This window comes from Sphingomonas sp. BRN-1R, from assembly GCF_057748035.1.
Window position 1 is genome coordinate 3,629,210 of the sequence record NZ_CM173236.1, and the last position, 23,879, is coordinate 3,653,088.

Genomic DNA, 23,879 nt, shown 5'->3' on the forward strand with positions numbered 1-23,879 from the left:
CGGCCGCCCATCCGACCATCATCGCAAAACGGCTAAAAGCGATTTTAGACGCTCGCGTTTCTCTCACCCGTCGATCTCGACCGCGTCGCTGCCTGTTTCAACCGCGCCTTGGCCGAGGCGGCGCTGCGCGTACAAGTGCGACTGGCGCCTGTTCTGCGCGTGGCGGGTCGAAGCGGGCTACGGGCCCCTTCCCAGAGCTCCGGCGACCAAATGCTACCACGTGCTACCGCGACATGCGCCGAACGATCTGCTCAGCGCCCCTCCCGCTTTAGCCGAGCATCAAGTCGAGGATAAACACGTCGCGCGTTGCCTTCGTAGATTTTGACGCGATCGGTTTCGCTCAACGGCAGCGCGTCGACGTAGCGTCTAGTATCGTCGAAGTACTGACCCGTAGCGGGATCCTTGCCGCGCACCGCGCCGATCATCTCGGACCCGAATAGCACATTGTCGGCCGGGATAACTTCGGTCAGAAGCGCTACGCCCGGCCGGTGATAGACGCAAGTATCGAAGAAGATATTGTCGAGAAGCCCCTCAAGCGGCCGGTCGACCATCTCCAGCGACATGCCACGATACCGTCCCCAGTGATACGGCACGGCACCGCCGCCATGCGGGATGATGAGCCGCAGTGTCGGGAAGTCCTTGAACAGATCGGATTGCAGGATTTGCATGAACACCGAGGTGTCCGCGTTGAGGTAATGCGCCCCGGTGCCATGAAAGTTGGGGTTGCACGACGCGGCGACGTGAATCATCGCCGGCACATCAAGATCGACCAGCGCCTCGAAAAGAGGATACCACTCACGATCGGTAATAGGGTTACCCGTCCAATATCCGCCCGAAGGGTCTGGGTTGAGATTGCAGCCTACGAAGCCAAGTTCTTCCACGCAGCGACGCAGTTCGGGAACGCTATTAGCCGGCGGCGCGCCGGGCGATTGCGGCAACTGGCAGACCGGTGCGAAGTTATCCGGGTAGAGTTCCGTCACCCGCAGAACATTGTCGTTCGACACGCGCGCCCATTCGAGACTGGTGCGCTCGTTTCCGAGGTGGTGTGACATCAGTCCGGCGATCGGCGAGAACAGTGTCAGATCGCTGCCACGCTCCTGCTGAAGCTTGAGCTGCCCGCCTTCAATTCCCTCGCGGATCTGGTCGTCGCTGAGGATCGCACCGTCGTCTACGCGGGGCGCGTTCGCCGGATCGTCGGCGGACGCGACCTGCCGGGCGCGCCAGTCCCGAAAAGACTTGGGCACGGTCGTGAAATGGCCATGGCAATCGATGATCATGAGAAATGTCCTAAAGCCGAAAGGGCGGGTTCAAGCGCGCTCGGCGACGCGGGTCGGATCTACGAACAGTTCGTCCATCGTCATGCGGCGCGGCGTCAGCTTCTGGTCGAACGCCGTCTTTTCCAGCGCTTCGATCGTCGCGCGGTTTGCCGCGATGCCGTACGGTAGTGGATCCGGGCCGACGATCGCCTGCAGCGCCTTATACTTGAGATCGCCCGGCGTGTTCGATTCGCCGCTGTTCAGCCGCGCCAGCCACTCGTCCTTGGCACGGCTGAACGCGTCGAACAACGACTTCGCCACCCACGGATGCTGTTCCAGCACCGAATCCTTGACCACGATCGTGCCATGCATCGGATAAACGTGGGTGCGTCGATAGTAATCAGTCTCCAACGCCACCGCGTTCGGAAACAGATCGGGGTAATCTGCCTCAACCTCCTGCCAGCCGCCGGTGGGTGCACCGGTGCGGCCGATGCCGGCCGCGGCGGCGAAACCGGCGACGATCTCGCCCTTGGCCATCATCTCGGCGAGCGAACTGCCTGCGGCAACATGCCGGACGTTGGCTGGAAGCTCGAGCTGCTGGACATGCTCCTCGTCGTCGACGACCCAGGTGATCTTGTCATTGTCGACGCCGAACTCGTCGATCAAAACCTGCCGCGTCCAGACGCCGGTCGTGACCGAATAAGCGCGAACCCCGGCCATCTTGCCTTCCAGATCCTTCGGATGGTTGATGCCGGCATCAGGGCGCACCAGCAGCCCCGAATGATGGAAGCGGCGCACGACGAAGATCGGCAGCGCCTTGAAGGGCCGGCCATAGGCGCGCGCGATAATGTAGGTGGTCGGCGCGATCTCGCACACGTCGAACTCAACGTCGCGTACCATCCGGCGGAAGGCGCCGATCTGCGGCTTCACTGTCACGAACTCGGCATCGACGCCCTCGATCGGGATCGACCCGTTGCGGATCGCCGAGGTATGCGGATGCTCGGCCACCGCAATCTTCAGATGCACTGTTCTGCCCAACGCCACTCTCCTGAAACGGCGCGCGCCAAGATCCGGCAGCGCCTGTACGCAGGGAATGAAGCGTTCAGCGCGCGCGGGTGTCAACGCAGACCGCAGGCGAACGATGAACGCCTGACGCAGAACTTATAGGCCAGCAAATCCGTGCCTCGGGTTGGCTCATAACGCGTTGCGAGCGATCAGTTTACCCGTCGGTCGGTGATAGGTTCATTGCATCCAGCAATAAATTATGGACATTCTCACGCGGTCACTTTCTGGGAGAACTTCCACAGGAAGCACGCTTTTCCATCTTTCTAGGATATTGATCACAAACGCTAATATCAGCACATATCGTTGTCTCAGTCGCAGCGCCTGACCAAAATTTGTGCAGATGCGAACGAGCCGCATCATCGGCGGTGCGGTTGTTAGGGTATAAATATCGCGATATCTCGGGTGGGAGAGGAAGCCAGAATGTCAAAGACAAACGGCGCGGAACGGGCGAGTGGATTGAGCCTGCGGCAACTGCGGCTGTTCGAGGCCATCGGCCACCTGAAAAGCGTTCGACGCGCGTCGGAGGAGTGCAGTCTGTCGCAGCCCGCAGTGACGCAAGCACTCGCGAAACTCGAAGATCAGGTCGGGGCCGAACTGGTCGACCGTCGCGCCACGGGAAGCTATCTCAACGAACTCGGGCTGATCTTCCACAGCCGCGTCCGGCGGTTTTTCGAGCAGACCGAGCAGGCGATCGTGGAAAGCGGTGCAGCCGTCTCCACATCCTCCGCTCGCTCGATCGTGAACCGGCTTACGCGAACCCAAATCCGTACGCTCATCAGCACCATCGAACACGGCTCGTTCGAGGCGGCATCGGAAAAGCTCGGCATTTCCTCGGCCTCGCTGCAACGCGCCGCACGCGGGCTGGAGGAGAACCTGCGGATTTCGCTGTTTTATCGCACCGCCGCCGGGATGCTGGTCAGCCCGCAAGGCTCCCGCTTCGGATGGCGCATGAAGCTCGCCCAGCAGGAGATCGAATGGGGCGTCGAGGAGCTTGCTACGATACAGGGCGGCTCTCGCCGGCAAATCGTGATCGGTGCGATGCCGTTCGGCGGCAGCGTGCTTCTCGCTTCAGTGCTCGATGAATTCCTGCGCGAGCATCCACAGGCCGACATTCGCATCACCAGCGACAGCGCAGCGGCGATGGCGAAAGCGCTGCGAACCGGCGACGTCGACCTTGTCATCGGCCTGCTGCCGGAAATGGACACCGCCGAGCTGGTCAGCGAAGCGCTTGCCGAGACGCCTTATTCGGTGGTCGTCCGACGCGGCCACCCGTTAACCAACAAGGGACAGGTTTCGATCGAAGACTTGGTCGAATGCGAGTGGGTGGTCGGTGAGATTGGCTCCAGCCGCCGCAGGTGTTTCGACCGGCTGTTCGCGGATCGCACCGGCCCCTCGGCGCAGATCGCAACCTGCGCGACCCCGGTCATCCGGCAACTGCTCGAACGCAGCGACCGGCTGACGCTGATGACCGACTATGAGCTGCAATATGCCGATGGCCGGTTGCGGGCGCTGCCGTTTGGGCCGATCATGCCGGCACCGTCGATCGGAGTCACGATGCGCGCGAACCTGCTGCCCACGCGCCTGCATACCGACTTCATCGCACTGGTGCGCGCGCACGTAGCGGCACCGCGCGGCCACGCCTTGCGCCGGGCTGGCTGACGCCTGTTAGCGCGACGCTGGCGCGCCCGACTCCGGTTTCGCCGCGCACAACGCCACGTCGAGGAAGCGGGCCTTGTCGAGACATTCCTGCCACTCGGCGGCCGGATCGGAATCGGCGACGATGCCCGATCCGAGACCCAGGCTCATCGTCGCCGCGCCGTGCCCGTGTCGCAGCGTGCGGATGGCGACGTTGAACGACGCGTCGCCGTCCGGATCGGCGTAACCGATCGCGCCGGTATAGACGTCGCGGCGGTCCCCCTCCAGCGCGCCGATCACCTGCATCGCCCGGATTTTCGGGGCGCCCGTCACCGATCCACACGGGAACAGCGCGGCCAGCGCGTCGATCGGGCCGATCTCAGGGCGGCAGACGGCCGTCACAGCCGAAATCAGCTGGAGCACTGTCGGATAGGTCTCGACGGTGAACAGTTCGGGCACGGCGACAGAACCGGGGACAGCTATCCGGGCAAGGTCGTTGCGCATGAGGTCGACGATCATCAGATTTTCGGCGCGCTGTTTGGGGTCGCTGGCAAGCGCCTGCGCGGCCGCCACGATGTCGTCTCCGTCGGTACGCGCCGCGGTTCCCTTCATCGGCCGGCACCGGATGTGCCCACCGTGCATCGCGAAGAACAGTTCGGGCGAAAGCGACAGGATCGTGTCGTCGCCGGTCGCCACGATCGCGCAATGTGCGCCACGCTGCCGGGTGCGTAGCCGCGCGTAGAGCGCAAGCGGATCGCCGAAAAAGTCGAGGTCGGCGCGGAAGGTGTGATTGGCCTGATAGAGATCGCCTGCGCGAATGAGTTCGAGCAAGGTCTCGACTTGCGCGATATACCGATCGCGGTCCACGCGCGGCATCAGCGTTCCGATCGATGCTCCGGCGGGGTCCGGCAGCGCCCGCTCGAATGCCTCGCGTGACAACAGTTCCACGCGGTCGAACACGCCGAACCATGCCAAGCGTCCGGACGCTCCGGCCGGAACCCGCGGGTTGAGCGCACACCCGGCCTCATATGCGAGATAGCCCGCGACATGCCGGCCGCCACGCAATGCCGCCCTCGCCTCGCTCAGCACGCCGTCGATCGCCCCGGGCGTGTCGGTCGCCAGGATGTCGCAAGGGTCTCGGTAAACGCGTACGGGTTGATCCGCCGAGGCGGCGTTTTCCAGCACGATCAGCGGCGCGGCGAGGGACAGCGGTGACATAACCCGCCGTCTGCCGCTCGGAGGCCCGCAAACCAAGCCGGAACGGCGCATTACCGATCGCCTGCGGACGCGTTCGCGTCCCGACGCATACTGCTTGCGTTCCGCGCGGGAGCGCCGCCTCGGGGCATGGCGATGCGATCCGCGAACGACAGCGGCGCTCGCCCGGCCCGCCTCAGACGTCCAGCGCGGCCGTCGTCTCGTCGAACAGGTCGTCGACGGTGATCCGGTGCGGGATGATCTTCTGCTCCAGCGCCCAGTCGATCGCGAGTTGGATGCCCTTGCGGTTCGCCTCCAGCCCGATCGGCGGGAACGGATCGGGCACACCGCCCTCGGTGAGATCGCGGCTCTCGACCAGCATGCGGAAGATCTCGCGCACCGCGTCGGGGTGGTTGCGCGACACGTCCTGGTGGACGACGAACATATGGTTGATCGGCACCACGCCCTCCCGCGCATACCAGTCCTTCGCCGCCGCATGCGGGTTGGGCACCAGCCGCTCGACGCGCGGGTCTTTCGGCAGATCGACGCCCTGAAGCGTTGCGGCGAGTTCTCCGTCCAGCATCATCTGGCCGATGTCGGAGTTCTTGGGCAGGCGTTCGCAATTGGGGGGATCGGTATATTCGGCGAGATGCCCCTCGCCGACCGTGCACCACGTCACCGTGTCGAGATCGACGCCGTATTCATGTTGCAGGATGCCACGGATCCATAGCCCGGTGGTCTGGGCGTAAGAACGCACGCCGACTCTCCTGCCCTCGATGTCCTTCGGCCGCAGGTTGAACAAGTCGCGGTTGAAGCCGGCGCAATGGTGCTGGAAGCGCCCGGACACCGGGACCGGCAGCAGCACGAACGGCTTGCCATAGGCTTTCGCCTGAAGGCAGGTGACGATCGCGAGTTCCCCGCAATCATAGGCGTTTTCGCGCAGCATCGCCTTGAAGCCGTTGTGTGCCTGCTCCGGTCCGCAGATATCGAGCGTGACAATATCGGATGTGACCCGACCGTCGCGGATCGCCTTCGTCACCGGATATTCGGCCAGATTGGTCTTCAGCGTGATCGCGGCATCGGCCATGATCCCCCTCCCTTTCAGTATAGTTTCACCTCGATCAGCACCGGGCCACTGGCCTCGGCGGATCGCGCCATTTCGCGGTGGAAGCCCTCGGCAGTGTCGACGCTGACGCCGGGTACGCCCATGCTCTTCGCCATCGCCACCCAGTCGATCGCCGGGCGGTCGATGTCGATCATCGCCATCGCCTGCGGCCCCGGCGTGCCCGCGCCCATGTTGGCGTATTCGGCCTTCAGGATGGCATATTGGTTGTTGGCGAAGATGATCGTGGTGACCGGCAGGCCCTCGCGCGCCTGCGTCCACAGCGACTGGATCGTGTACATCGCGCTGCCGTCGCCGACCATGCAAAAGGTCCGCCGATCGGGGCAGGCCAGCGCCGCGCCCGTCGCCACCGGCGTGCCATAGCCGATCGAGCCGCCCATGTTGTTGATGAGGTCGTGCGGACGCGCGCCCATCGTGTGCCCCATCGTCTCGCGCCCCGTGGTCAGCGATTCATCGACCAGAATGGCGTGTTCCGGGAGCGCGGCAGACAGCGCGTGCGCGATGGTGATCGGCGTAAGCGCGCCGCTCGGCGCGGCCACGTCAATGCGCTGCTGGACGAGCGGCATAGTGCCGCCGAGGCCGAGCGCGTCGATCAGCATCTCCAGTGCCGCGGTGCTGTCCTCGTCCGGTTCGCTCAAGGTATGCACGAGCGTGCCGGGCGCCTTGAGCAGGCTCGGCTTGTCGGGATAGCTGAAGAAGGCAATCGGCTCCGTCGTCTCCAGCGTCACGATATGCTTGAACGCGCCGAGGAACGCGGTCGCCTGCGCGACGGCATAGGGGATACGTTCGAGCGGTGTGCGACCGGCACCGCGCTCGATGCGCGCGGTGAAGAATTGTGAACCGAGCCGACACCCGGTGCCGGCGGCGACCCGGCCGGCCAGGTGGAGCGCCCGCCCACGCGTCGTCTTGTTGCCGAGGATCAGCAACGTCGGCTCGCCAAGCCGCAGGATCTGCGCAATCGCGTCGATGCGCGCGGCGTCCGGCACACGGCGCGCAGCGGGGACCAGCTTCGGCACGACCGGCGTGCCGGCATCCTGCCACGAGACGTTACCCGGCAGGATCAGCGTCGCAATCTGGCCGGGATGCTGGGACGCTTTGGCCGTTGCGGCAACCGTATCCCACGCGAGCGTGGACGCCGATTCCGCACGGCGCACCCAGTGGCTGAGCGGCCGCGCCAGCCCTTCGATGTCGGAGGTGAGCGGCGGATCGTATTTGAGGTGCGACGCCGAATGCTCGCCGACGATGTTGACCATGCCCGAGCTGGCACGCTTGGCGTTGTGGATGTTGGCGAGACCATTGGCGAGGCCGGGGCCGAGGTGGAGCAGCGTCGACGCCGGCGTATCCTTCATCCGATACCAGCCGTCGGCAGCACCGGTGCAGACGCCTTCGAACAGGCACAGCACGCTTTTCATGCGCGGCGTGTCGAGCGCTGCGAGGAAGTGCATCTCGGACGTGCCCGGATTGGCGAAGCACACTTCGACGCCCTGATCGGCGAGCGTGCTGACGAGGCTTTCGGCGCCGTTCATCAATAGCCCGCCAGTTCGCGGCCCTGACCGACCACACCGTAGCTGCGGCTCGGCGCGGACATCAGGAACCTGTAGCCCTCGCCGAGCAGCCGCTCGACGTTCTTGGCATTGGTGTGCGGGTTGCCGACCGCGACCTTGTGCTTGTGGCAGGTCTCAACGATGCGGCGCATCGCGTCGAGCACTTCGGGATGCTCATACTGGCGCGGGTAGCCGAGCGCCTGACTGAGATCGCCCTCGCCAATCAGGATCAGCCCGATGCCTGGCACGTCGCTGAGGATGTCGTCGAGGTTCTCGATCGCCTCCGGGCTTTCGCACATCAGACCGACCAGCAGTTCGCCGTGCGGGGCAAGCGGCCATACGTCGGCCTTTGCGTAATAATCGGGCTGGGAGAGTCCCCAATAGCGTGCTGCCGTGGCGGGACCGTCGCCGCGAATGCCTTTCGGCTCGTAGAGCGCAGCTCCTCTGGGCCTGGCATACCGGCATGAGGCGACCGCATTCCACGCCTGATCCACCGTCGCGACGTGCGGGGTGATGACGCCGTACACGCCGCGATCGAGCACCTGCTTGGCCTGGAACTGGTTCATCTCCGCGCCGTTGGCGGGGATCCGCGCGATCGGCGTCACCGCCGGAGCGACCGAACCGCTCTCGGCGATCTTCTTGCGGTTGAGCATATACTGGAGCGCATCGCCCAGCCCGCCTACGTCATAGGGATTATGCTCCATTTCGAAGACCACGCCGTCGTAGGGCGCATCGGTCATTTCCTGCGCGGCGAGCTTGTCGACCTTGGCGAAGCAGGTGAAGGCGGGCTTGCCCGTTTCCCAGGCGCGGATGATCCCGTTGAGGCGCTCGGTCATTCTGCGGCTTCCTTGTTCGCGATTTTCTCGGGTGCCCAGTACATGAAACCCATGCCCTCGCCCGTGCCGGCGGCGGTGCGCCAGCACGGCACGTAATCGACCAATGTCATCGCCGCGCCGGTCTGCTGGAGCGCCATCATGACGACGCTGTAGATCTTCACCTCGGACGTGCCCGACTGATAGTAACCGTCCGGGATTGCGGCCAGACCGTCGTAATCGTAGGCGGCGAGCATCTTCATCACGTCGCGGTCAAACTCCTCGTCGTTGACGAAGTGCGACAAGCCGCCCGACGCGATCACCGCGACCCGAACATCCTGCGGCCACGCCGCAATCGCGTCGCGCAGCACGCGGCCGAACTCGATGCAGCGCTGCATCGACGGCTGCGTCGGCGGGTAGAACAGGTTCATCAGCACCGGCACGTGCGGGGGCGGATTGTCGCCCATGATCTGATGATAGACGAAGCTGTAGGCGTGCGGCACAACCGGATAGTCCGCCTTCTGCTTCATTTGGTTTTCCATCCAGACGTTCTCGGGCCAGGCCTGAAGATCGTTCAGGTCGAAGCCCTCCCGCTGGAACGCCTTGATGAGGTAGGTGGCGAATTCGGGGTACGCCTTGTGGACGACATGGTGGTCGGGCGCATAGACAGAGCGCTGCGGCGGGCCGTTATGCACCTCCTCGCCGGTGTAGATGGTGATCGACGGCGACTGATCGGGCCAGATTTCCTTCTGGTCCTTGCCGAGGATGATTGCCACGTCGACATCGGCGCGCGCATAGGCCGCCGCCATCTCGTCGAGCGCGGCGCGACACCGGGTCGCGCGTTCGGTACGTTCCTCAATGGTGAGGAACGGCTCGAACGCCGCGCCGCGATGCGCTTCGAGTTCGGGGTAGGTCCAGGTCTTGTTGCGGAACCACAGCTCCGGATTGTTGCGGTCGCGCTGGCCGTTGGTCAGCCAGTCCTCGGGCTTCTGCCCGAGCATCCCGCTGTGCGGCACCGCCATCCCGAATACGATCTGCGCCACGTCCGTCTCCTGTCTGCTTTCCGGGCCTCGTTGCGAAACGCGTTAGCGCTCGGCGCGAAAGCCGGCCCTATCCATTCTGCGCCCGGCGTGATCGGGCATCAGCCCGCGAGGTGCGGGTAGAGTTTCTGCGCGGTCCTGCCGAAAATCCACGCGCGATCTTCGTCCGACAGGCTCGCCAGGCGCGCCTCGGCGTTTGCCTTGATCTCGCCGAGCGTACCCGGCGAGGTCGGATAGTTCGATCCCCAGGCGAGCCGGTCGGCGCCGAACGCCGCGACCACCTTGGGGAAGAACGTTTCCGGCGTCGCCGCGCCCTTGGTCGAATCGCCCATGATGCGGGGCGTGAGCTTCAGGTAGATCGACGGGATCGCCCCCAGATCGAACAGGCTCTGCGCCGCGGCATAGGGCGGGCCGTCGGTCACGTCGGGGCGGCCGAGATGATCGAGGATGATCGGCACGCTCGGGAAGCGCTTCGCCAGCGTGGTGACCGCGTCGAGCCCAGTCGGGCCAGTCTGAATGCATATCGTCAGCCCGAGTTCGCCGAGCAGCTCCCACGCCGGATAGACGCGCGGATCGTTGAGTTCGCTTGGATCGAAATCCTTGGTGCTGCCGCCGGTGAACACCCGCAGCCCCGCCAGCCCCTTACCCACCCAGTCGCGGATCGTGGCGGTCGCGTCAGGGGCGAGCAGATCGACCGAGCCGACCGCGACAAGACGATCGGAATAGCGGTTGCACGCATCGACGACATAGCTGTTGTCGAACCCGTAGGTGGTCGAGGAATGCACCACCGCCGCCTTGGCGACGCCCGCCGCATCCATCTGCGCGATCAGCGTTTCGACCGTGGATGGGCGTTCCTGCGACCAGTCCGACCGTTTGCCGAAGATCGGTGTGGGCGGATAGCGCGTTTCATCGTCAGAAACGACGTGCGGATGGATGTCGATATACGGTGCCATGTGCCCCTCCGGCCTGTTCTGCTTCCTCGTCATTAGGGACCGCGATGCACGCTCCGGGTAGTTGATCTTCCGTCGCGAGCCATAACTTTGACGCAGGGCCGCGCGACGTTACGGCTGCTCAGAAGAAGGTCGCGATGTTCAGCAGGCCGTTCACGGCGGTGCCGATGTCTCGGGTGTAGACCGGGTGTACGATCACGCTCAGGCCGGGCTGAACATACAGGCCGTGGGTGATCCTGAACTTGTAGCTCGCGGTATAAGACTGCGTGTTCGCATTGGGACGGAAATCGGCAAGCGCGTTCGCCTCGCGCCCCGCCGCGCTGTAGCCGTTGAAGGCGGCGACGACCGAGAGCAGATCGTCGGGCCTCGTAGCGATCGGACCGCGAACATAGGCCCGCGCCTCGTAGTAGCGGTTGATGAGATTGATCGAGCGGGGCGCGGCGGTGTAGGTGAGGCCCGCATAGAAACCCCGGCTGGGCACCTCGCGATCGGGTTGGGTGAACTGCCGGTCGATCGCCGCGAACACGTAAGAGTTGTTACGCCCCAAACCATCCGCGAAGGATTTGAAGTTCGAAGTGTTGTACAGCGCATCGCCTCGGATCCACAGCGACTTGACCCCCGCCGACGATGATACGCGGTAGCCGATCTCCTGAATGACGAGCGGCTTCGCATTAGCCACCGAGAAGGTCAGGCCAATCGGATTGAGGGAATCCTCGGCCGCCGAGCCCTGCGGGCTGATGCTGCGTTGTACGCCGGTGCGCGTATAGAGATATTTGGTCCAGTTGATCCGCGCGCTGACGGTCGGCGCGGCATATTGCGAGTAGCTGAGCCCCGCCTCGACCGGGATCGAGGCGAGCGGCCCGAGCGCGCCGCCGGCGAGATCGCCGCCGACCGTGGTGCCCATATATTCGGTCTGATTGCCGATCAGCCCGATCTGAAGCTCGGCCTTGCCCGACAGGATCGGCTGATACCAGGACAGTCCCTTGATGCGGAACCCGCGCAGCCCGTCCCTCGCCTCGTAGCCGTTCGTCGCAACGCCGAAGATCGCGGCGAGTTGACCGCCTTTAAGGCCGGAGGAGGTCCGGCCGAGATCATAGGTCAGCACACCGGGCTGATTGCCGCTTTGATAGGTGACCTTCTGCCCGTTGTAGAGCTGTGCACCGGGCAGCTCCTGCCCGCGCCGGCAAGATCGTAGCTGACCAGATCAGGCTGTAGAGCGACACGCCGAAACCCAGCTTCGCAAGCGCGCCGCGCCAGCCACCGGCATCGCGCGTCAGCGTGTCATCGTAAGTCGGCACTGCCGTGACCCAGCCCTTAAGCGTCAGCCTGTTGAGATCGCGGAACTTCGCGCTTCGGTGGCATCCGCCTGCGGTGCTGCTGCCCGCCGGCTGGGCACGTCGCCACCTTGCGTGGTCGGCGGCGTAGCGGTCGGCAATTGCTGGAGCGACGCGTCGGGGTCGGCTTGCGCCTGCGGTGACGCCGCCACCACACCGAGCGCGCTCGCACCGGCGGCCGCCAACAGCACGGCACCGGAACGTCGCCTATGTCCATTCCGGACGGCAGGGCGCATCGACAGCTGATCTTCACGGCGACCCTGACGAATCGAAAACGGATATGGAATGGATATGCCACGGGCCTCACTCTCCTACGAGATGGCAGAGTGCCCGAACCGGGAACATCGCTCCCGCAACCGCATTGATCGAGTGCTGGCCACGCGATGCGGATTACTCCGAAGCGAGCGGCGATATTCTGGAAAGCACCCTGATGGTTTTGCTGGTGCCGGAACGGTCGGAGACGTGCCGGACAGCGTTCCGGTTATGATGTCCGTATGACCGTCGCAAGGCGGCGCCAGGATATTGAAATTTCGGCTTTGCCATCAGTTTGTCGCCCGCGCCCGCCGCGCTGCCACGCACGCTCGACGCCGCGCGCACAACACCTTATCCGCCGATGGCGAAGAGACCAGACGATCATGATGCGACACGAAGACACCGGCGCAAGCCTTCAGGATATCATTGCGACCTTCCGGATGGAGCGCCACCAGACTGCTGGCTGGTTCTCGCTCCACTATAGCGACAACGAGGGCTGGAGCCGCTCCAAGCTGTCGTCGATGTATTATCTGCTCGCGCATGATGAACCGATGCCTCTGCATAAGCTCGACGGGATTGAGGTATGGCACCATCATCTCGGCGCACCGGCGGAATTCATGGTGACGAACGGTAGCCGTATGGAAGAGATTAATCTTCTGGGAACGGATTTCCGCGCCGGAGAGCGACCGCAACTGGCGGTGCCGGCGTACTTCTGGCTGTCGTGTCGCAGCCTGGGCGACTGGACACTGCTCGGCTGCACCATGTCGCCGGGCTATTCGCCGCACGCCCCGTTTCTCCTGAATGCCGACGATTGAAGGTCACGGGCCGTTCTTCGCAAACCAGCCGACGACGAAATCCAGCAACAATCTGACCTTTGCAGGAACCCCGCTGCCCGGCGCGATCGCGACGTACAACGTCTGCCCGAGCGGCGCCCACTCGGGCAGCAATACCGATAGGCGCCCGTCCGCCACCGCCTCGCGGATCAGCGGCACCGGCAGCAGCGCCACGCCAAGACCTTCAAGCGCCGCGTCGCGCACCGCCGAAAAGGTGTTGGCGGAAAACGCCGGGGTAGGCTGCCAACGCTCCTCGTGGCCATTCCGCTCGAACTGCCAAGTGTGATAATTATATTGGACCAGCGCAGCGTGGTTCGACAGGTCTCCCGGCCCGGCCAGAGTAGGCGCGGCTGCCAGATACTCGGGTGACGCGCATAAATAATAGGGAATGTCGGCAAGCTTGCGTGCGGTGATGCGGCTGTCCGGAATTTGCCGGGTATGCAACGCGATGTCACAACCCTGCTCCAGAAAGCCGTAGGCGGTCTGCGCCATCCCGCCGAGGATGAGCTTGGGCCGGATTTCGGGATGCGCCTTGGCGAAGTTGGTCAGCACATGTGTCGCCGTCCGGCGCATCCATTTCGGCGCGAGCACGGAGATTTCACCGCGCGCCTCGGCGGCTTCGGACGAGACCTGCCGGTCCATCTCGCCGACGCGGATCAGGATCTCGTCGCAGAAGTGGAAGTAGCGCTGCCCAGCATCGGTAAGAGAAAGCGAACGGGTCGTACGGTTCATCAGCCGTACGCCAAGGTCGCTCTCAAGCGCCTGTATGTGGCGGCTCACCAGCGTGCGCGAGATCCCCAGATGCAGCGCGGCAGCGCCCAGACCGCGGTGTTTCACCGCCTCGACGAAGGCTTCCATCGCCTGCATCCGATCCACATCACGTCTCCCGAGGGCACCGCACCCTGCTGCGCCCCGCTTACCCGCGTCGCGCCGTTCCGCGCCAGTGCGTCACTCCGGCGATAGGCTTTTGCTCAGTTTGACGCGGGTGCCGGCGAGGCAACCTGGTACCGCGCGCGGCTTCTCGATCCGCACTTCGGCGTCGAGCACGCGATCGTCATCGAGACAAGTGTGCGCAAGCCGGGTCGCGAAGGTCTCGATCAGAACAATCCGTTCCGCCGCCAGTGCAAGCGCGGAAGTTCGGATACGGCAGTAATCGAACGCCTCTGCCAGTGCGTCCTGCGTCGGCGGCACGACGTGCAGCGCAACATGGATGCGCAGCGGTTGCGGAACACCATGTTCGCTCGCCATGGCGCCGATGTCGGCCATCACCTCGATATCGTCGAGCCTTACCTGGCACGAGGCGGCAATGCGAGGCGCGGCCACGGATCGGCGGCGCACAAACGAAACCTCATGCATTGGCGAACACCCTGGCAGCCTTGAGCGTATTGGCGAGCAGACAGGCGATGGTCATGGGCCCAACGCCGCCAGGCACCGGCGTCACGGCGGCGGCATGGTCCATCTCGTCGGACGCGCAATCGCCGACGATGACCGGCAGGCCATCCGGCCCGTTCATGCGCGTGATACCCACGTCGATCACCACCGCGCCGGGCTTGATCCAGTCGCCGCGCACAAGCCGCGGCGCACCGGCGGCAGCGACGACGATATCTGCACCGCGCACGATATCGCGCAATCCCCGGGTTGCGATATGGGTCACGGTCACGGTGCATTCCCGTTCGAGCAGCAGCAGCGCGACCGGCTTGCCGACGATATTCGACTTGCCGATGATGACGGCATGTTTCCCGCGCAGATCGTCAATGACCGTATCGAGCAGCATCATGCAGCCAAGCGGCGTGCAGGGCACAAGTCCGCCGCCGCCGGTCGACAATCGTCCGACGTTGACCGGATGAAATCCGTCGACATCCTTGCCTGGGTCGATCGCGTCGAGCACCTTGGTCGCATCGACATGAGCGGGCAGCGGCAATTGGACGAGGATGCCGTGAACGGTCAGGTCGTGATTCAACATGGCGATGATGCCGAGCAGGCACGCCTCTGGCGTGTCGAGCGGCAGCCGATGCTCGACCGAGCGGATGCCGACCCGCTCGCATTCGGCAACCTTGCGCCGCACATAAATCTCGCTCGCAGGGTCCTCGCCGACCAGTACGACCGCGAGCGCGGGCGACCGCCCGTGCGCCTGTCGAAAAGTTAGCGCCTCTTGCGCGACACGATCGCACACATCCCTCGCGATCCGCCGGCCCGGTATGATCGTCGCCACCATCGCCGTCAGTTCTTGAACACGACGGTCTTGCCGCGGTCGAGCTGGACGCGGTCCTCCAGATGCAGGCGCACCGCTTCGGACAGCACGCGCCGCTCGATGTCGCGCCCCTTGCGGACCAGATCCTCTGGCGTGTCGGCATGACTGATCGCCTCGACATCCTGATGGATGATCGGCCCCTCGTCGAGATCAGCGGTCACGTAATGCGCGGTCGCACCGATCATCTTCACCCCGCGCGCATGCGCCTGATGATAGGGTTTCGCACCCTTGAAACCGGGAAGGAAGCTGTGATGGATGTTGATGCAGCGGCCCGACAGGAACGCCGACAGGTCATCGGACAGGATTTGCATGTACCGCGCCAGCACCACCAGCTCGGCGCCGGTTTCCGCCACGATCGCCTTGATCTGCGCTTCCTGCTGCGGCTTGGTCTCGCGCGTGATCGGCAGGTGGTGGTACGGAATACCGCCCGCGAGGGAGATCGTCAGCGCGTCCTTGGGATGGTTGCCGATGATGCCGACGACATCCATCGGCAGTTCGCCGATCCGGCGCCGGTAGAGCAGATCACCGAGGCAATGATCGAGCTTGCTGACGAGGATCAGCACCTTCGTGGGCGTGTTGTTGCTGCGCAGTTTCCACTGCATCCCGGTCTCGCCCGCCAGTGCGGCGAAGTCGACCTCCAGCGCCGACAGCGTGGCGGCATTGGGAATGTCGAACGCGACGCGCATGAAGAACCGGCCGGATGCGCGATCGTTGAACTGGCCGGCATCGACGATGTTGCCGCCGTGTGCGGCAAGGTGGCTGGCGACCGAGGCGACGAGTCCGGGACGATCGTCGCACTGAAGGGTTAGCGTGCAGGTTTCGGTCACGTCAGACACTCTTTCGTTTGCGATTCGCCGCTGGGCCAGCTTCGAATGCGTTGATCCAATCGACAGTCTTTTCGAGGCCGCCGAACGGGTAGAAGTGCAGGAACGTCTCGCCGTGCTCGGGCCCAAGGCCGCTGGCAAGCGCTTTCACCATCGTGTCGGGACCGGCGGTTCCGATCAGCCTGGTGATCGACAGTCCGTATTTGGTCATCACCGATGCCGACGCGCCGACGCCGCATCGCGCAGCGAAGCGAAGCAATGTCTTGATCCCCGCCGGACCGGGCACCCCGATCCGCACAGGGGCCGCAATGCCGCGCCTGCGCAACTCGGCCAGCCAGGCAAGCACCGCCTCGGCATCGAAACCGAATTGCGTGACGATGATCGGCGCCATGCCACGCGCGATGATCGCCCCGCATTTCTGTTCAAGCGCATCCCAGCATTGCGCCTCCGTCATGTGTGGATGGCCCTCGGGATGGCCGCCGATGCCGATCGTACGCACGCCGGCGCGTTCGAACGCACCGCTCGCGATCAGCACGGCGCTGTCGGGGTAAGGACCGGCCGGCTCGGCCGGATCGCCGGCGATCACGAAGCAGCGCCGCACGCCTGCCTCCGCGACGATATGCGCGAGATAATCTTCGAACTCCGCTTCGGAGGCAAGCCGGCGCGCGGAGAAATGCGGCATCGGTTTGAACCCGAGTTCGCGCACCGTGCGGGTCGCCGCAACCCGCGCCGCGATCGACTCGCCCGGCAGGAACGTGACGGACACGAAGGTTCCGGCGGGCACCCCGGCCGCCGCCGCGCGTAGCGCGTCGACATCCTTCGCGGTGATTTCCAGCGAATAGCCGTCGGTCACCCTGGTTGGCGGAACGGCCCTTGTGGAAAGGTTTTCGACTATGCTCATCGTCTGTCACCTGATCTTCGGCGGACACACGCCGGCCTGCGCTGCGGAAGCATTCTCCCGCGGCGCACGGCCGGGCCGGAGCCCGGCCGCGAACCAACCACCGGATTACTTGCGGTAGATCGAGCGGGCGTGCGCGCCGTACGGCGCAGGTGCGACGACCGCCTTGATTGCGGTCTGCTCATGCGGCTCGACCTGCGGCTTGCTTGACACTGGGTTTTCACCCCACAGCACGCTCACCTCGGTGCCGGTGGCGGCGAAGTCCTCTTCGACGACCGCGAGCGAGACGATCTTGCGTTCGTTGGCAATATAGCCGCAATCGAGCGAGATGCCCGCATGGTTGCCGCCGATGAGCACCTCGTCCATCTGGTAGAGGCCGTAGCGCGCCTTGGGCAGGTTGAAATATTTGAACTTGGGGCCGTCGCTCCACAAAGACTGGAACACGCGCGCCATGTCCTGCGCGTCCCAGACCAGCGTCACCTTCTTGCGGCGCTTGCCCTTGCCAAGCGCTTGCAATGCGTCCGAGCCGACGAAATCATGGTCGAATTTGACGATCCGGTCATAGCCGAGATCGAACGGCGTCACATAGTAATCGGCGATGTCCCTCGAATTGAAGCTACCGGCAAGACTGCCTGCCGCCTTGGCGGGTAGCCACGCGCGATAATCCTTCAGGCTGTCATGGCTGAAGATCGCCGGCAGCGGACCCGGCACCCAGCCCGATTCGAGGTTCGCGGTCGAATAGGCGAGCGACCCGACGCGCAGCAGACCGAATTCCTCGCCCGCCGAGAGGATCGCGTCGCGCACCGCATCGCCCTCGTCCCACGGCCCGAACATCTCGAAGCCGACCGCACCGGCCATGCCGTGCCGCAACGCGCGCACGCGTTTGCCCGCGATCGTGAAGTCGGTCATACCGAAGAACTTGACGTCGGGCACCGCAGCGCCGGTCACCTTCTCCATTAGCGCGCCCGCGAGCGGCCCCTGAACCTCATAACGGTACACGACCGGCGGACGGCCGCCGCGATCCATCGACTGCGGATCACGCTCGGTGGTGACGTCCCACTTGCCGCTCTCGACATGATACTGCACCCAGTCCAGAGCGGTCGGGCGACCGACCAAATTGAACAGGTTCTCCTCGAGATAAAACAGCACGCAGTCGCCGAGGTAATAGCCGTCCGGCGTGGTCGCGACGAACTGCTTCGCCATGCCGGGCCGGAAATCCTTGAAGCTGTTGACGGCGAGATGCGACAGCAGCGCGAACGCGCCGGGGCCCTTCACATAGTGATCGACCATGTGGTGCGACTGGTCCATGAAGCCGACCGCATCCCGCCAGGAATTGACCTCGCTTTGCCAGTTGGTGAACTGGCCAGACACGGTGCCGTGCGAAAACGCGCGCCGTTGGCTGTTGCGCAGCAAGTCCACCGCATTTCCGGAGCGCTGGATCGCGGCTTCGAGGCTTTCGGTCGTCGGTGCGTTCATTCGATTGATCCCTATTCCGTGCGGTTGTTCATTGCACAGCATCCACAGCGCGAAAGACTTACCTTCCGCGGCTTTACATCTCGGGTGCAGATGTGCTGTCCGATCGCCGTTCTACAGATCGCAAGATCGTAAAAAAGCGCCGATCCCGCACTCTAGTCGTGCGAAAATCGCGCAAATCGCCGCTACGGTGAGGGATCGACTGCTCGAAGCGGGGGCGACAGCATCTTTTCAATGGCCACGGCATCGGATTGGATGCCGCGCGAACATTGGGCGGGACTACCACGAAAACGGGCAGATCGGCCGAACGGGCGATCGCGAACGGCACACGCCACCGCCCGTGTTCAATCCAGGAGCCTTCCAAAGAAGAAGGCCTCGATGCGAGGGGATTTTCGAATGGTTAAGTCGACACTTTTGCTGAACGCGAGCGCCGCCGCCCTGCTCTGGAGCGACAGCGCCTCCGCACAGGCCACCGCACCTGCGGCACCGCCCGCCGCCGATGCGGCTGCGACGCAGGACATCGTCGTCACCGGATCGCGCACGATCTCGAACGGCAACAACAGCCCCACGCCCGTCACGGTGATCTCGCCGGCGGCGGTGCAGAAGGTCCAGCCCGGCAACCTCGCCGACACGTTGCAGGTTCTCCCCGTCTTCTCGGGATCGCGCGGATCGGGCAGCAACCCCTCCTCCACCGGCAGCGTCGGCGGTGGCAACGGTTCGGCCAACCAGCTCAACCTGCGTAACCTCGGCACGCAGGAAACGCTCGTGCTGATGGACGGCAAGCGCGTCCCGCCGACGCTCATCAGCGGCATCGTCGATGTCGACTCGATCCCCGAGATGATGGTCAGCCGCGTCGATGTGGTCACTGGTGGCGCTTCGGCCGTTTACGGATCGGACGCGGTCGCTGGCGTGGTGAACTACATCATCGACAAGCATCTGAAAGGGCTGAAGGTCGAGCTCGAAAGCGGCATCTCCGACTATCACGATGCCGCCAAATATCGCGCCGGCATCGCCTGGGGCACTGATCTGTTCGGCGGGCGCGGGCATTTCGAGGCGAGCTACGAATATCAGAAGGAAGCCGGTGTGCTGCGCCGCACGGACCGGCCGTATCTGGCGCAGGCCGGGGTGACGGGTGCGGGCACCACCGCAAACCCCTATGTCAACCAGACCAATCTGCGTCAGGATCAATATACCTCGGGCGGGTATATCCAGTCGGGCATCTTCAAGGGCCAGTTGTTCAATCCCGACGGCACGCTGCGGCCGTTCGTGGCGGGCACCGCGACCGGCACGTCGGCGATCCAGATCGGCGGCGACGGGGCCTATTACGACTCCTCGCTGCTCGCGCCGCTCGAATTCAACCAGTTCTTCGGACGGTTCGATTTCGATTTCACCAGTAGCATCCACGGCTATGCGCAGGCCGGCGGCAACATCAAGACCAACACCTCCTACGCCGACAATCTGCTGCTCCAGAACGTCACGATCAATTCGCAGAACCCGTACCTGCTGCCGGCCTACCGCACCGCGCTCGCGGCGGCGGGCCAGCAGACCTTCACGATGAACGAGCTGATGACCGCCGAGCCCCGGCTCGGCACGACGGCGAAAACCGATCAGCTCAACATCGCCGCCGGCCTCGACGGCGATCTCGGCAAGTTCAAGTGGAACGTCGATTACGGCCACGGCCGCGCGATCCTGAAGACGACCCAGTTCAACAACGTCAATTCGCAGCATCTGGCCGAGGCGCTCGATGCTGTCACCGATGGCTCAGGCAACATCGTGTGCCGCATCACGCTGACCAACGCGAATTCGGGTTGTTCGCCGCTCAACCCGTTCGGTGCCGGCGCGCCGAGCGCGGCCGCGCTCGCCTATGTCCAGCAGGATACGCATTACCGCGCGGTGACGACGCTCGACGATGTCAGCGGCAGCATCGCCGGCTCGCCGATTAACAACTGGGCGGGCCCGATCAACGTCGCGCTGTCAGGCGAATGGCGCAAGATCAGCTTCTTTTCGCAGAGCGACGCGACGCCCAACGACCTCGCGAACTGCACCGGCCTGCGCTACAATTGCTCGACTACCAACCCGCCGCTGCTGTGGCTCAACACCTTCCCGGCCACGTCCGAGATCAGCAACACCGTGAAGGAGGGCGCGGTCGAAGCGACCGTGCCGTTGATCCGCGATCTGCCGTTCGTCAAGTCGCTCGATATCAACGGCGCCGCCCGTTACACGAGCTACGAGACCAGCGGCGATTACTGGACGTGGAAGATCGGTCTCGACTGGCACATCACCGACACGCTGCGCATCCGCGGCACGCGCTCGCGCGATATCCGCGCGCCAACGCTGAACGACCTGTTCGCGCCGACCTATATCAGCATCGTCAATCCGTCCGACCTGCTGACCAATACCGCGCCGCGCGTCACCGCGATCAACAAGTCGAATCCCGACCTGAAAGCTGAGATCGGCAACACCTTCACCGCCGGTGTCGTGTGGCGGCCCACGCCCAAGTTCAACGTCGCGGTCGATTATTACCACATCAAGGTGACCAACGCGATCACGCAGCTTCAGGGCCAGACCGCGCAAATCCAGCAATTGTGCTATGCCAGCGGCGGCACGTCTCCGTATTGCGCGCTTCAGGTTCGCCCGAACGGTTTTGCCGACAGGTCTGCGGCGAACGCCGTCACCGCCTGGATCGCGCAGAGCATCAACCTTTCGTCGATCGAGACGATGGGCGTCGATGTCGAGGCGAATTTCCAGAGCACGCTGCTCGATCGCGCGTTCGCCGTCCGCTTCCTCGGCGCATACCAGCCGCACATCTATTACCGGCAGCCCGGCGTCGCAACGAGCGACCAGGCCGGCGCCGCCTTCGGTCCGCTCGGTGCCGCCGCCGCGCCGACGGTGCGGCTCACCGGCATCGTCCATTACGAGCCGAGCGACAACATCTCGCTCGATCTGCTGGAGCGGTGGCGCAACCCGATGAAGCTGAGCGGCGTGCCCGGCGAGGTCTGGGTGAACAACCATCTGCCCGCGTTCGCAACGACTAACATAACCGTGACGTTCAAGCCGAGCCATTCGAAGATGGAGTTCTACGCGAACGTCCAGAACCTGTTCGGCAGCGATCCGGCGGCCGGCGGCTACACCGGCAATGGCACGCGTGCGGGTTATCGCGATGGCTACTCCGTCAGCGATTCTCCGCTTGGCCGCTACTATACCGCCGGCGTGCGGATGAAGCTGTGATGGCAGACGCGCACGCGGGGACCGCGTGCGCCAACCGCCTTCCGGAGAACCTGTACCCGCGTACCAAAGGAGTTCGGATCACGATGCAGCCCAAACGACGCCCTCGCAGCATCCCTCGCGCCTGCGTGGCCCTGCCGGTCTTCGCGGCGGCGCTCATTGCTGCCGCGCCGAAAATCGAGGACGACGCGGTTAACCCGGCGATGGTTCCTTCCGTCGCGAGCGTCATCGCGGCCATGCCGAAGAACCTGCCGCGCGCGGCGGCCCCCACTCTCGACGCGGCGATCGACGCCGCCCGGGCGGCCCATGCGGCGTGTGTCGCCAAGAACGTTAAGGTCAGCGTGCTGATCGCCGACGCTGTCGGAGAGCCTGTCGTCCTTCTGTCGGGCGACGGTGCGGGCGTGCGCTCGCAACTGATCGCGCGCACCAAGGTCGCCATCGTCGCACGCTACAAGATGTCGTCCAACGACGTTATCGAGCGGGCGAAAACCGATCCCGCGCTGACATCGCAGGCTGCCGCCGATCCGAACATCGGCATGCTGCGCGGCGGCGGCTTCCCAGTGGTGCGAGGTGGCGTGATGATCGGCATCGTCGGCGTCTCCGGCGGGTCGCTCGGCGGCGTCATGGGACTTGATGAACTGTGTGCGAAAGTGGCGGTCGCAAGGCTCGAGGCGAACTGACGCATCGGTTCGAGGCACCGCGCAGCCGACGATCCGATCGGCGTAAATGCGTCGTGCGAGGGCACGGCGCAATTCGCTGTCGGATGTAGTGTCTTCGCACATTCGTGGACGTTGGCCTGCTTCGGCTCTCGTCCAGAACGTCTCGGCCAATCGGAGTGGGGCGACCTTCTCCCGCATCACTTTCCGCCGGAACTACACGGCGTGCGATCCGGCGCGCTTTGCAAACCAAACGGCCGACCCGATCGCCGGGCCGGCCCACGCATCCGACGCCTTGTCTCTGAAGCTAAGCGGCCTGCTCCCGCAGCCTGGGTGCCAGCTCGGGCCGCAACAGCAGCCAGGTTGATGCCGCGCCGAGCAGGAGGAACACCACGATCACCTGCAACGGCGCCTCGTAGCTGCCGGTGACCTGCAATAGCCAGCCCGACAGGATTGGTGCGACGATCCCGGCCAGACTGGTCGCCACCTGCTGCACGCCCGTGACCAGGCCGACCGCCGGTGCAGGCACCAGCGTGAGACGGCACAACGCCAGATTGTTCGCCGTGGCGAGACCGAGGAACGACAGCGAGAAGACATTCCAGAACAGCGCCCATTGCAACGAGGTCGCGTATGCACCTAGCAGGACGGTGCTCGCCCCCAGGAAGCCTGCAATCACGAAAGCCTTGCGAATGAAGACCGCATTGCCGCCGCGTGCGATCATCCGGTCGGCGGCCCAACCCGCGCCGAGTGCGACCGCAGCGACGCCGGCGAAGCTAAAGAACGTATAGAGCCCCGAGCGTTCAAGCGTCAGGCCACGTTGCTCCACCAGATACGCCGGCATCCAGGTCATGCAATAGAAGGTGAAGTAATTGTAGCAGAACGCAACGACCAGGGTTCCCCACATCATCGGATTGGTCAGGATATCGCCGAGCGACATCGCAGCCTTGCGGCGTTTGGCTCGCCCGCCGGTTGTAACGACCGGCCGCGCGTCAGGCAGGTCATTCCTGACCATCAGCAACCACGGCACCAGCCAGATCAGGCCGACAACACCGGTGATGACGAACATCAACTGCCATTCGTAGCCGACGATCAGCCATGCCGCAACCGGCGCGCCGATTGCGGGGCCGGCCTTGGTGCCGAGCATGTAGAGGCCAACTGCGGTGCCGCTCTCCCCTTCCGCGAAATGGTTGCGGATCCAGCGATAGCTCGCCGGCACCACCACCGCCTCCGCCGCACCGACGATCAGGCGCATCACGATCAGTCCGCCCAGCGCGGTCATCAGCCCGGTCAACGCTGCGGCGATGCACCACAACAGGAACGAAATCGCATATGGCCATTTCACGCCATAGCGATCGACCACCCAGCCCATCGGGATCTGGAAGACCGCATAGGACCAGAAGAACGCAGAGTTCACCCAACCACGATCAACATCAGAGAGATGGAAATGCGCCTTGAACGCGGGCGCGGCGATCGCCGCCGACATGCTCGTCCGATCGACGAAACCGATCATTGCA

Annotated in this window: 21 protein-coding genes; 4 read left to right on the top strand and 17 right to left on the bottom strand. The window is 64.4% G+C overall.

Translation table 11 applies throughout. From position 1 onward, the window contains the following. Window positions 1-251 precede the first annotated feature (251 nt). Window positions 252-1,277, bottom strand: a complete 1,026-nt coding sequence (locus tag AC3ANX_RS16930) for an amidohydrolase family protein (RefSeq protein ID WP_488334399.1) — start codon at window positions 1,275-1,277, stop codon at window positions 252-254. A 30-nt stretch (window positions 1,278-1,307) separates the two neighbouring features. Further along, window positions 1,308-2,282 carry a PhnD/SsuA/transferrin family substrate-binding protein gene (locus tag AC3ANX_RS16935; protein WP_488334400.1) on the bottom strand — a complete coding sequence of 325 codons (975 nt, stop codon included), beginning with the start codon at window positions 2,280-2,282 and terminating at the stop codon, window positions 1,308-1,310. Between the two features lie 459 nt (window positions 2,283-2,741). On the opposite strand from AC3ANX_RS16935, the gene AC3ANX_RS16940 reads away from it, so the two are divergent. Beyond that, window positions 2,742-3,980, top strand: coding sequence for a LysR family transcriptional regulator (locus tag AC3ANX_RS16940; protein ID WP_488334401.1), 1,239 nt, complete (start codon window positions 2,742-2,744; stop codon window positions 3,978-3,980). A 6-nt stretch (window positions 3,981-3,986) separates the two neighbouring features. On the opposite strand, the gene pabB is transcribed toward AC3ANX_RS16940, so the two are convergent. The 8 genes from pabB to AC3ANX_RS16980 form a co-directional block, all read right to left on the bottom strand. Further along, window positions 3,987-5,174 carry an aminodeoxychorismate synthase component I gene (pabB, locus tag AC3ANX_RS16945; RefSeq protein WP_488334402.1) on the bottom strand — a complete coding sequence of 396 codons (1,188 nt, stop codon included), beginning with the start codon at window positions 5,172-5,174 and terminating at the stop codon, window positions 3,987-3,989. 172 nt (window positions 5,175-5,346) lie between these two features. Beyond that, window positions 5,347-6,237: a substrate-binding domain-containing protein gene (locus AC3ANX_RS16950; protein WP_488334403.1), complete on the bottom strand. Its 891-nt coding sequence runs from the start codon at window positions 6,235-6,237 to the stop codon at window positions 5,347-5,349. Window positions 6,238-6,251: 14 nt separating this feature from the next. Beyond that, entirely contained in the window at window positions 6,252-7,799 is a 1,548-nt protein-coding gene (locus tag AC3ANX_RS16955) for an acetolactate synthase large subunit (protein WP_488334404.1), read from the bottom strand. Further along, the gene (locus AC3ANX_RS16960) at window positions 7,799-8,653 is read right to left on the bottom strand and encodes an HpcH/HpaI aldolase family protein (protein ID WP_488334405.1); all 855 of its coding nucleotides are present in this window, start codon (window positions 8,651-8,653) and stop codon (window positions 7,799-7,801) included. Before AC3ANX_RS16960 ends, AC3ANX_RS16955 begins: the two co-directional genes overlap by 1 nt. After that, a complete protein-coding gene (locus tag AC3ANX_RS16965) occupies window positions 8,650-9,672 on the bottom strand; it encodes a DODA-type extradiol aromatic ring-opening family dioxygenase (RefSeq protein WP_488334406.1) in 1,023 nt (340 codons plus the stop codon). Before AC3ANX_RS16965 ends, AC3ANX_RS16960 begins: the two co-directional genes overlap by 4 nt. A gap of 98 nt (window positions 9,673-9,770) precedes the next feature. After that, the gene (locus tag AC3ANX_RS16970; RefSeq protein ID WP_488334407.1) at window positions 9,771-10,622 is read right to left on the bottom strand and encodes an amidohydrolase family protein; all 852 of its coding nucleotides are present in this window, start codon (window positions 10,620-10,622) and stop codon (window positions 9,771-9,773) included. Window positions 10,623-10,740: 118 nt separating this feature from the next. After that, on the bottom strand, window positions 10,741-11,724 hold the full coding sequence (locus tag AC3ANX_RS16975; RefSeq protein ID WP_488334408.1) for a carbohydrate porin: 984 nt from the start codon (window positions 11,722-11,724) through the stop codon (window positions 10,741-10,743). Between the two features lie 216 nt (window positions 11,725-11,940). Continuing rightward, window positions 11,941-12,144 (bottom strand): hypothetical protein, encoded by a 204-nt coding sequence (locus AC3ANX_RS16980; protein WP_488334409.1) that lies wholly within the window; start codon window positions 12,142-12,144, stop codon window positions 11,941-11,943. Window positions 12,145-12,588: 444 nt separating this feature from the next. On the opposite strand from AC3ANX_RS16980, the gene AC3ANX_RS16985 reads away from it, so the two are divergent. Then, on the top strand, window positions 12,589-13,020 hold the full coding sequence (locus AC3ANX_RS16985; protein WP_488334410.1) for a cupin domain-containing protein: 432 nt from the start codon (window positions 12,589-12,591) through the stop codon (window positions 13,018-13,020). A gap of 3 nt (window positions 13,021-13,023) precedes the next feature. Here AC3ANX_RS16985 and AC3ANX_RS16990 read toward each other — a convergent pair whose 3' ends face one another. From AC3ANX_RS16990 to AC3ANX_RS17015, 6 genes are all read right to left on the bottom strand, one after another. Then, on the bottom strand, window positions 13,024-13,896 hold the full coding sequence (locus tag AC3ANX_RS16990; RefSeq protein ID WP_488334411.1) for a LysR family transcriptional regulator: 873 nt from the start codon (window positions 13,894-13,896) through the stop codon (window positions 13,024-13,026). A gap of 90 nt (window positions 13,897-13,986) precedes the next feature. After that, window positions 13,987-14,394: a dihydroneopterin aldolase gene (locus tag AC3ANX_RS16995; protein WP_488334412.1), complete on the bottom strand. Its 408-nt coding sequence runs from the start codon at window positions 14,392-14,394 to the stop codon at window positions 13,987-13,989. Continuing rightward, window positions 14,387-15,253: a bifunctional 5,10-methylenetetrahydrofolate dehydrogenase/5,10-methenyltetrahydrofolate cyclohydrolase gene (locus AC3ANX_RS17000; RefSeq protein ID WP_488334413.1), complete on the bottom strand. Its 867-nt coding sequence runs from the start codon at window positions 15,251-15,253 to the stop codon at window positions 14,387-14,389. Before AC3ANX_RS17000 ends, AC3ANX_RS16995 begins: the two co-directional genes overlap by 8 nt. A 5-nt stretch (window positions 15,254-15,258) precedes the next feature. Next, window positions 15,259-16,116, bottom strand: coding sequence for a formyltetrahydrofolate deformylase (gene purU, locus AC3ANX_RS17005; RefSeq protein WP_488334414.1), 858 nt, complete (start codon window positions 16,114-16,116; stop codon window positions 15,259-15,261). A gap of 1 nt (window position 16,117) precedes the next feature. Further along, window positions 16,118-17,014 (bottom strand): methylenetetrahydrofolate reductase, encoded by an 897-nt coding sequence (locus tag AC3ANX_RS17010; protein ID WP_488334415.1) that lies wholly within the window; start codon window positions 17,012-17,014, stop codon window positions 16,118-16,120. A 105-nt stretch (window positions 17,015-17,119) separates the two neighbouring features. Continuing rightward, the gene (locus tag AC3ANX_RS17015) at window positions 17,120-18,487 is read right to left on the bottom strand and encodes an aminomethyl transferase family protein (protein WP_488334416.1); all 1,368 of its coding nucleotides are present in this window, start codon (window positions 18,485-18,487) and stop codon (window positions 17,120-17,122) included. A gap of 393 nt (window positions 18,488-18,880) precedes the next feature. Between AC3ANX_RS17015 and AC3ANX_RS17020 the strand changes: the two genes are divergently transcribed. Further along, window positions 18,881-21,712, top strand: a complete 2,832-nt coding sequence (locus AC3ANX_RS17020; protein ID WP_488334417.1) for a TonB-dependent receptor domain-containing protein — start codon at window positions 18,881-18,883, stop codon at window positions 21,710-21,712. Further along, window positions 21,712-22,389, top strand: coding sequence for a heme-binding protein (locus tag AC3ANX_RS17025; protein WP_488334418.1), 678 nt, complete (start codon window positions 21,712-21,714; stop codon window positions 22,387-22,389). The genes AC3ANX_RS17020 and AC3ANX_RS17025 overlap by 1 nt, the downstream gene beginning before the upstream one ends. Before the next feature lie 283 nt (window positions 22,390-22,672). Here AC3ANX_RS17025 and AC3ANX_RS17030 read toward each other — a convergent pair whose 3' ends face one another. Beyond that, on the bottom strand, window positions 22,673-23,848 hold the full coding sequence (locus AC3ANX_RS17030) for an MFS transporter (protein WP_488334419.1): 1,176 nt from the start codon (window positions 23,846-23,848) through the stop codon (window positions 22,673-22,675). Between the last annotated feature and the right edge of the window lie 31 nt (window positions 23,849-23,879).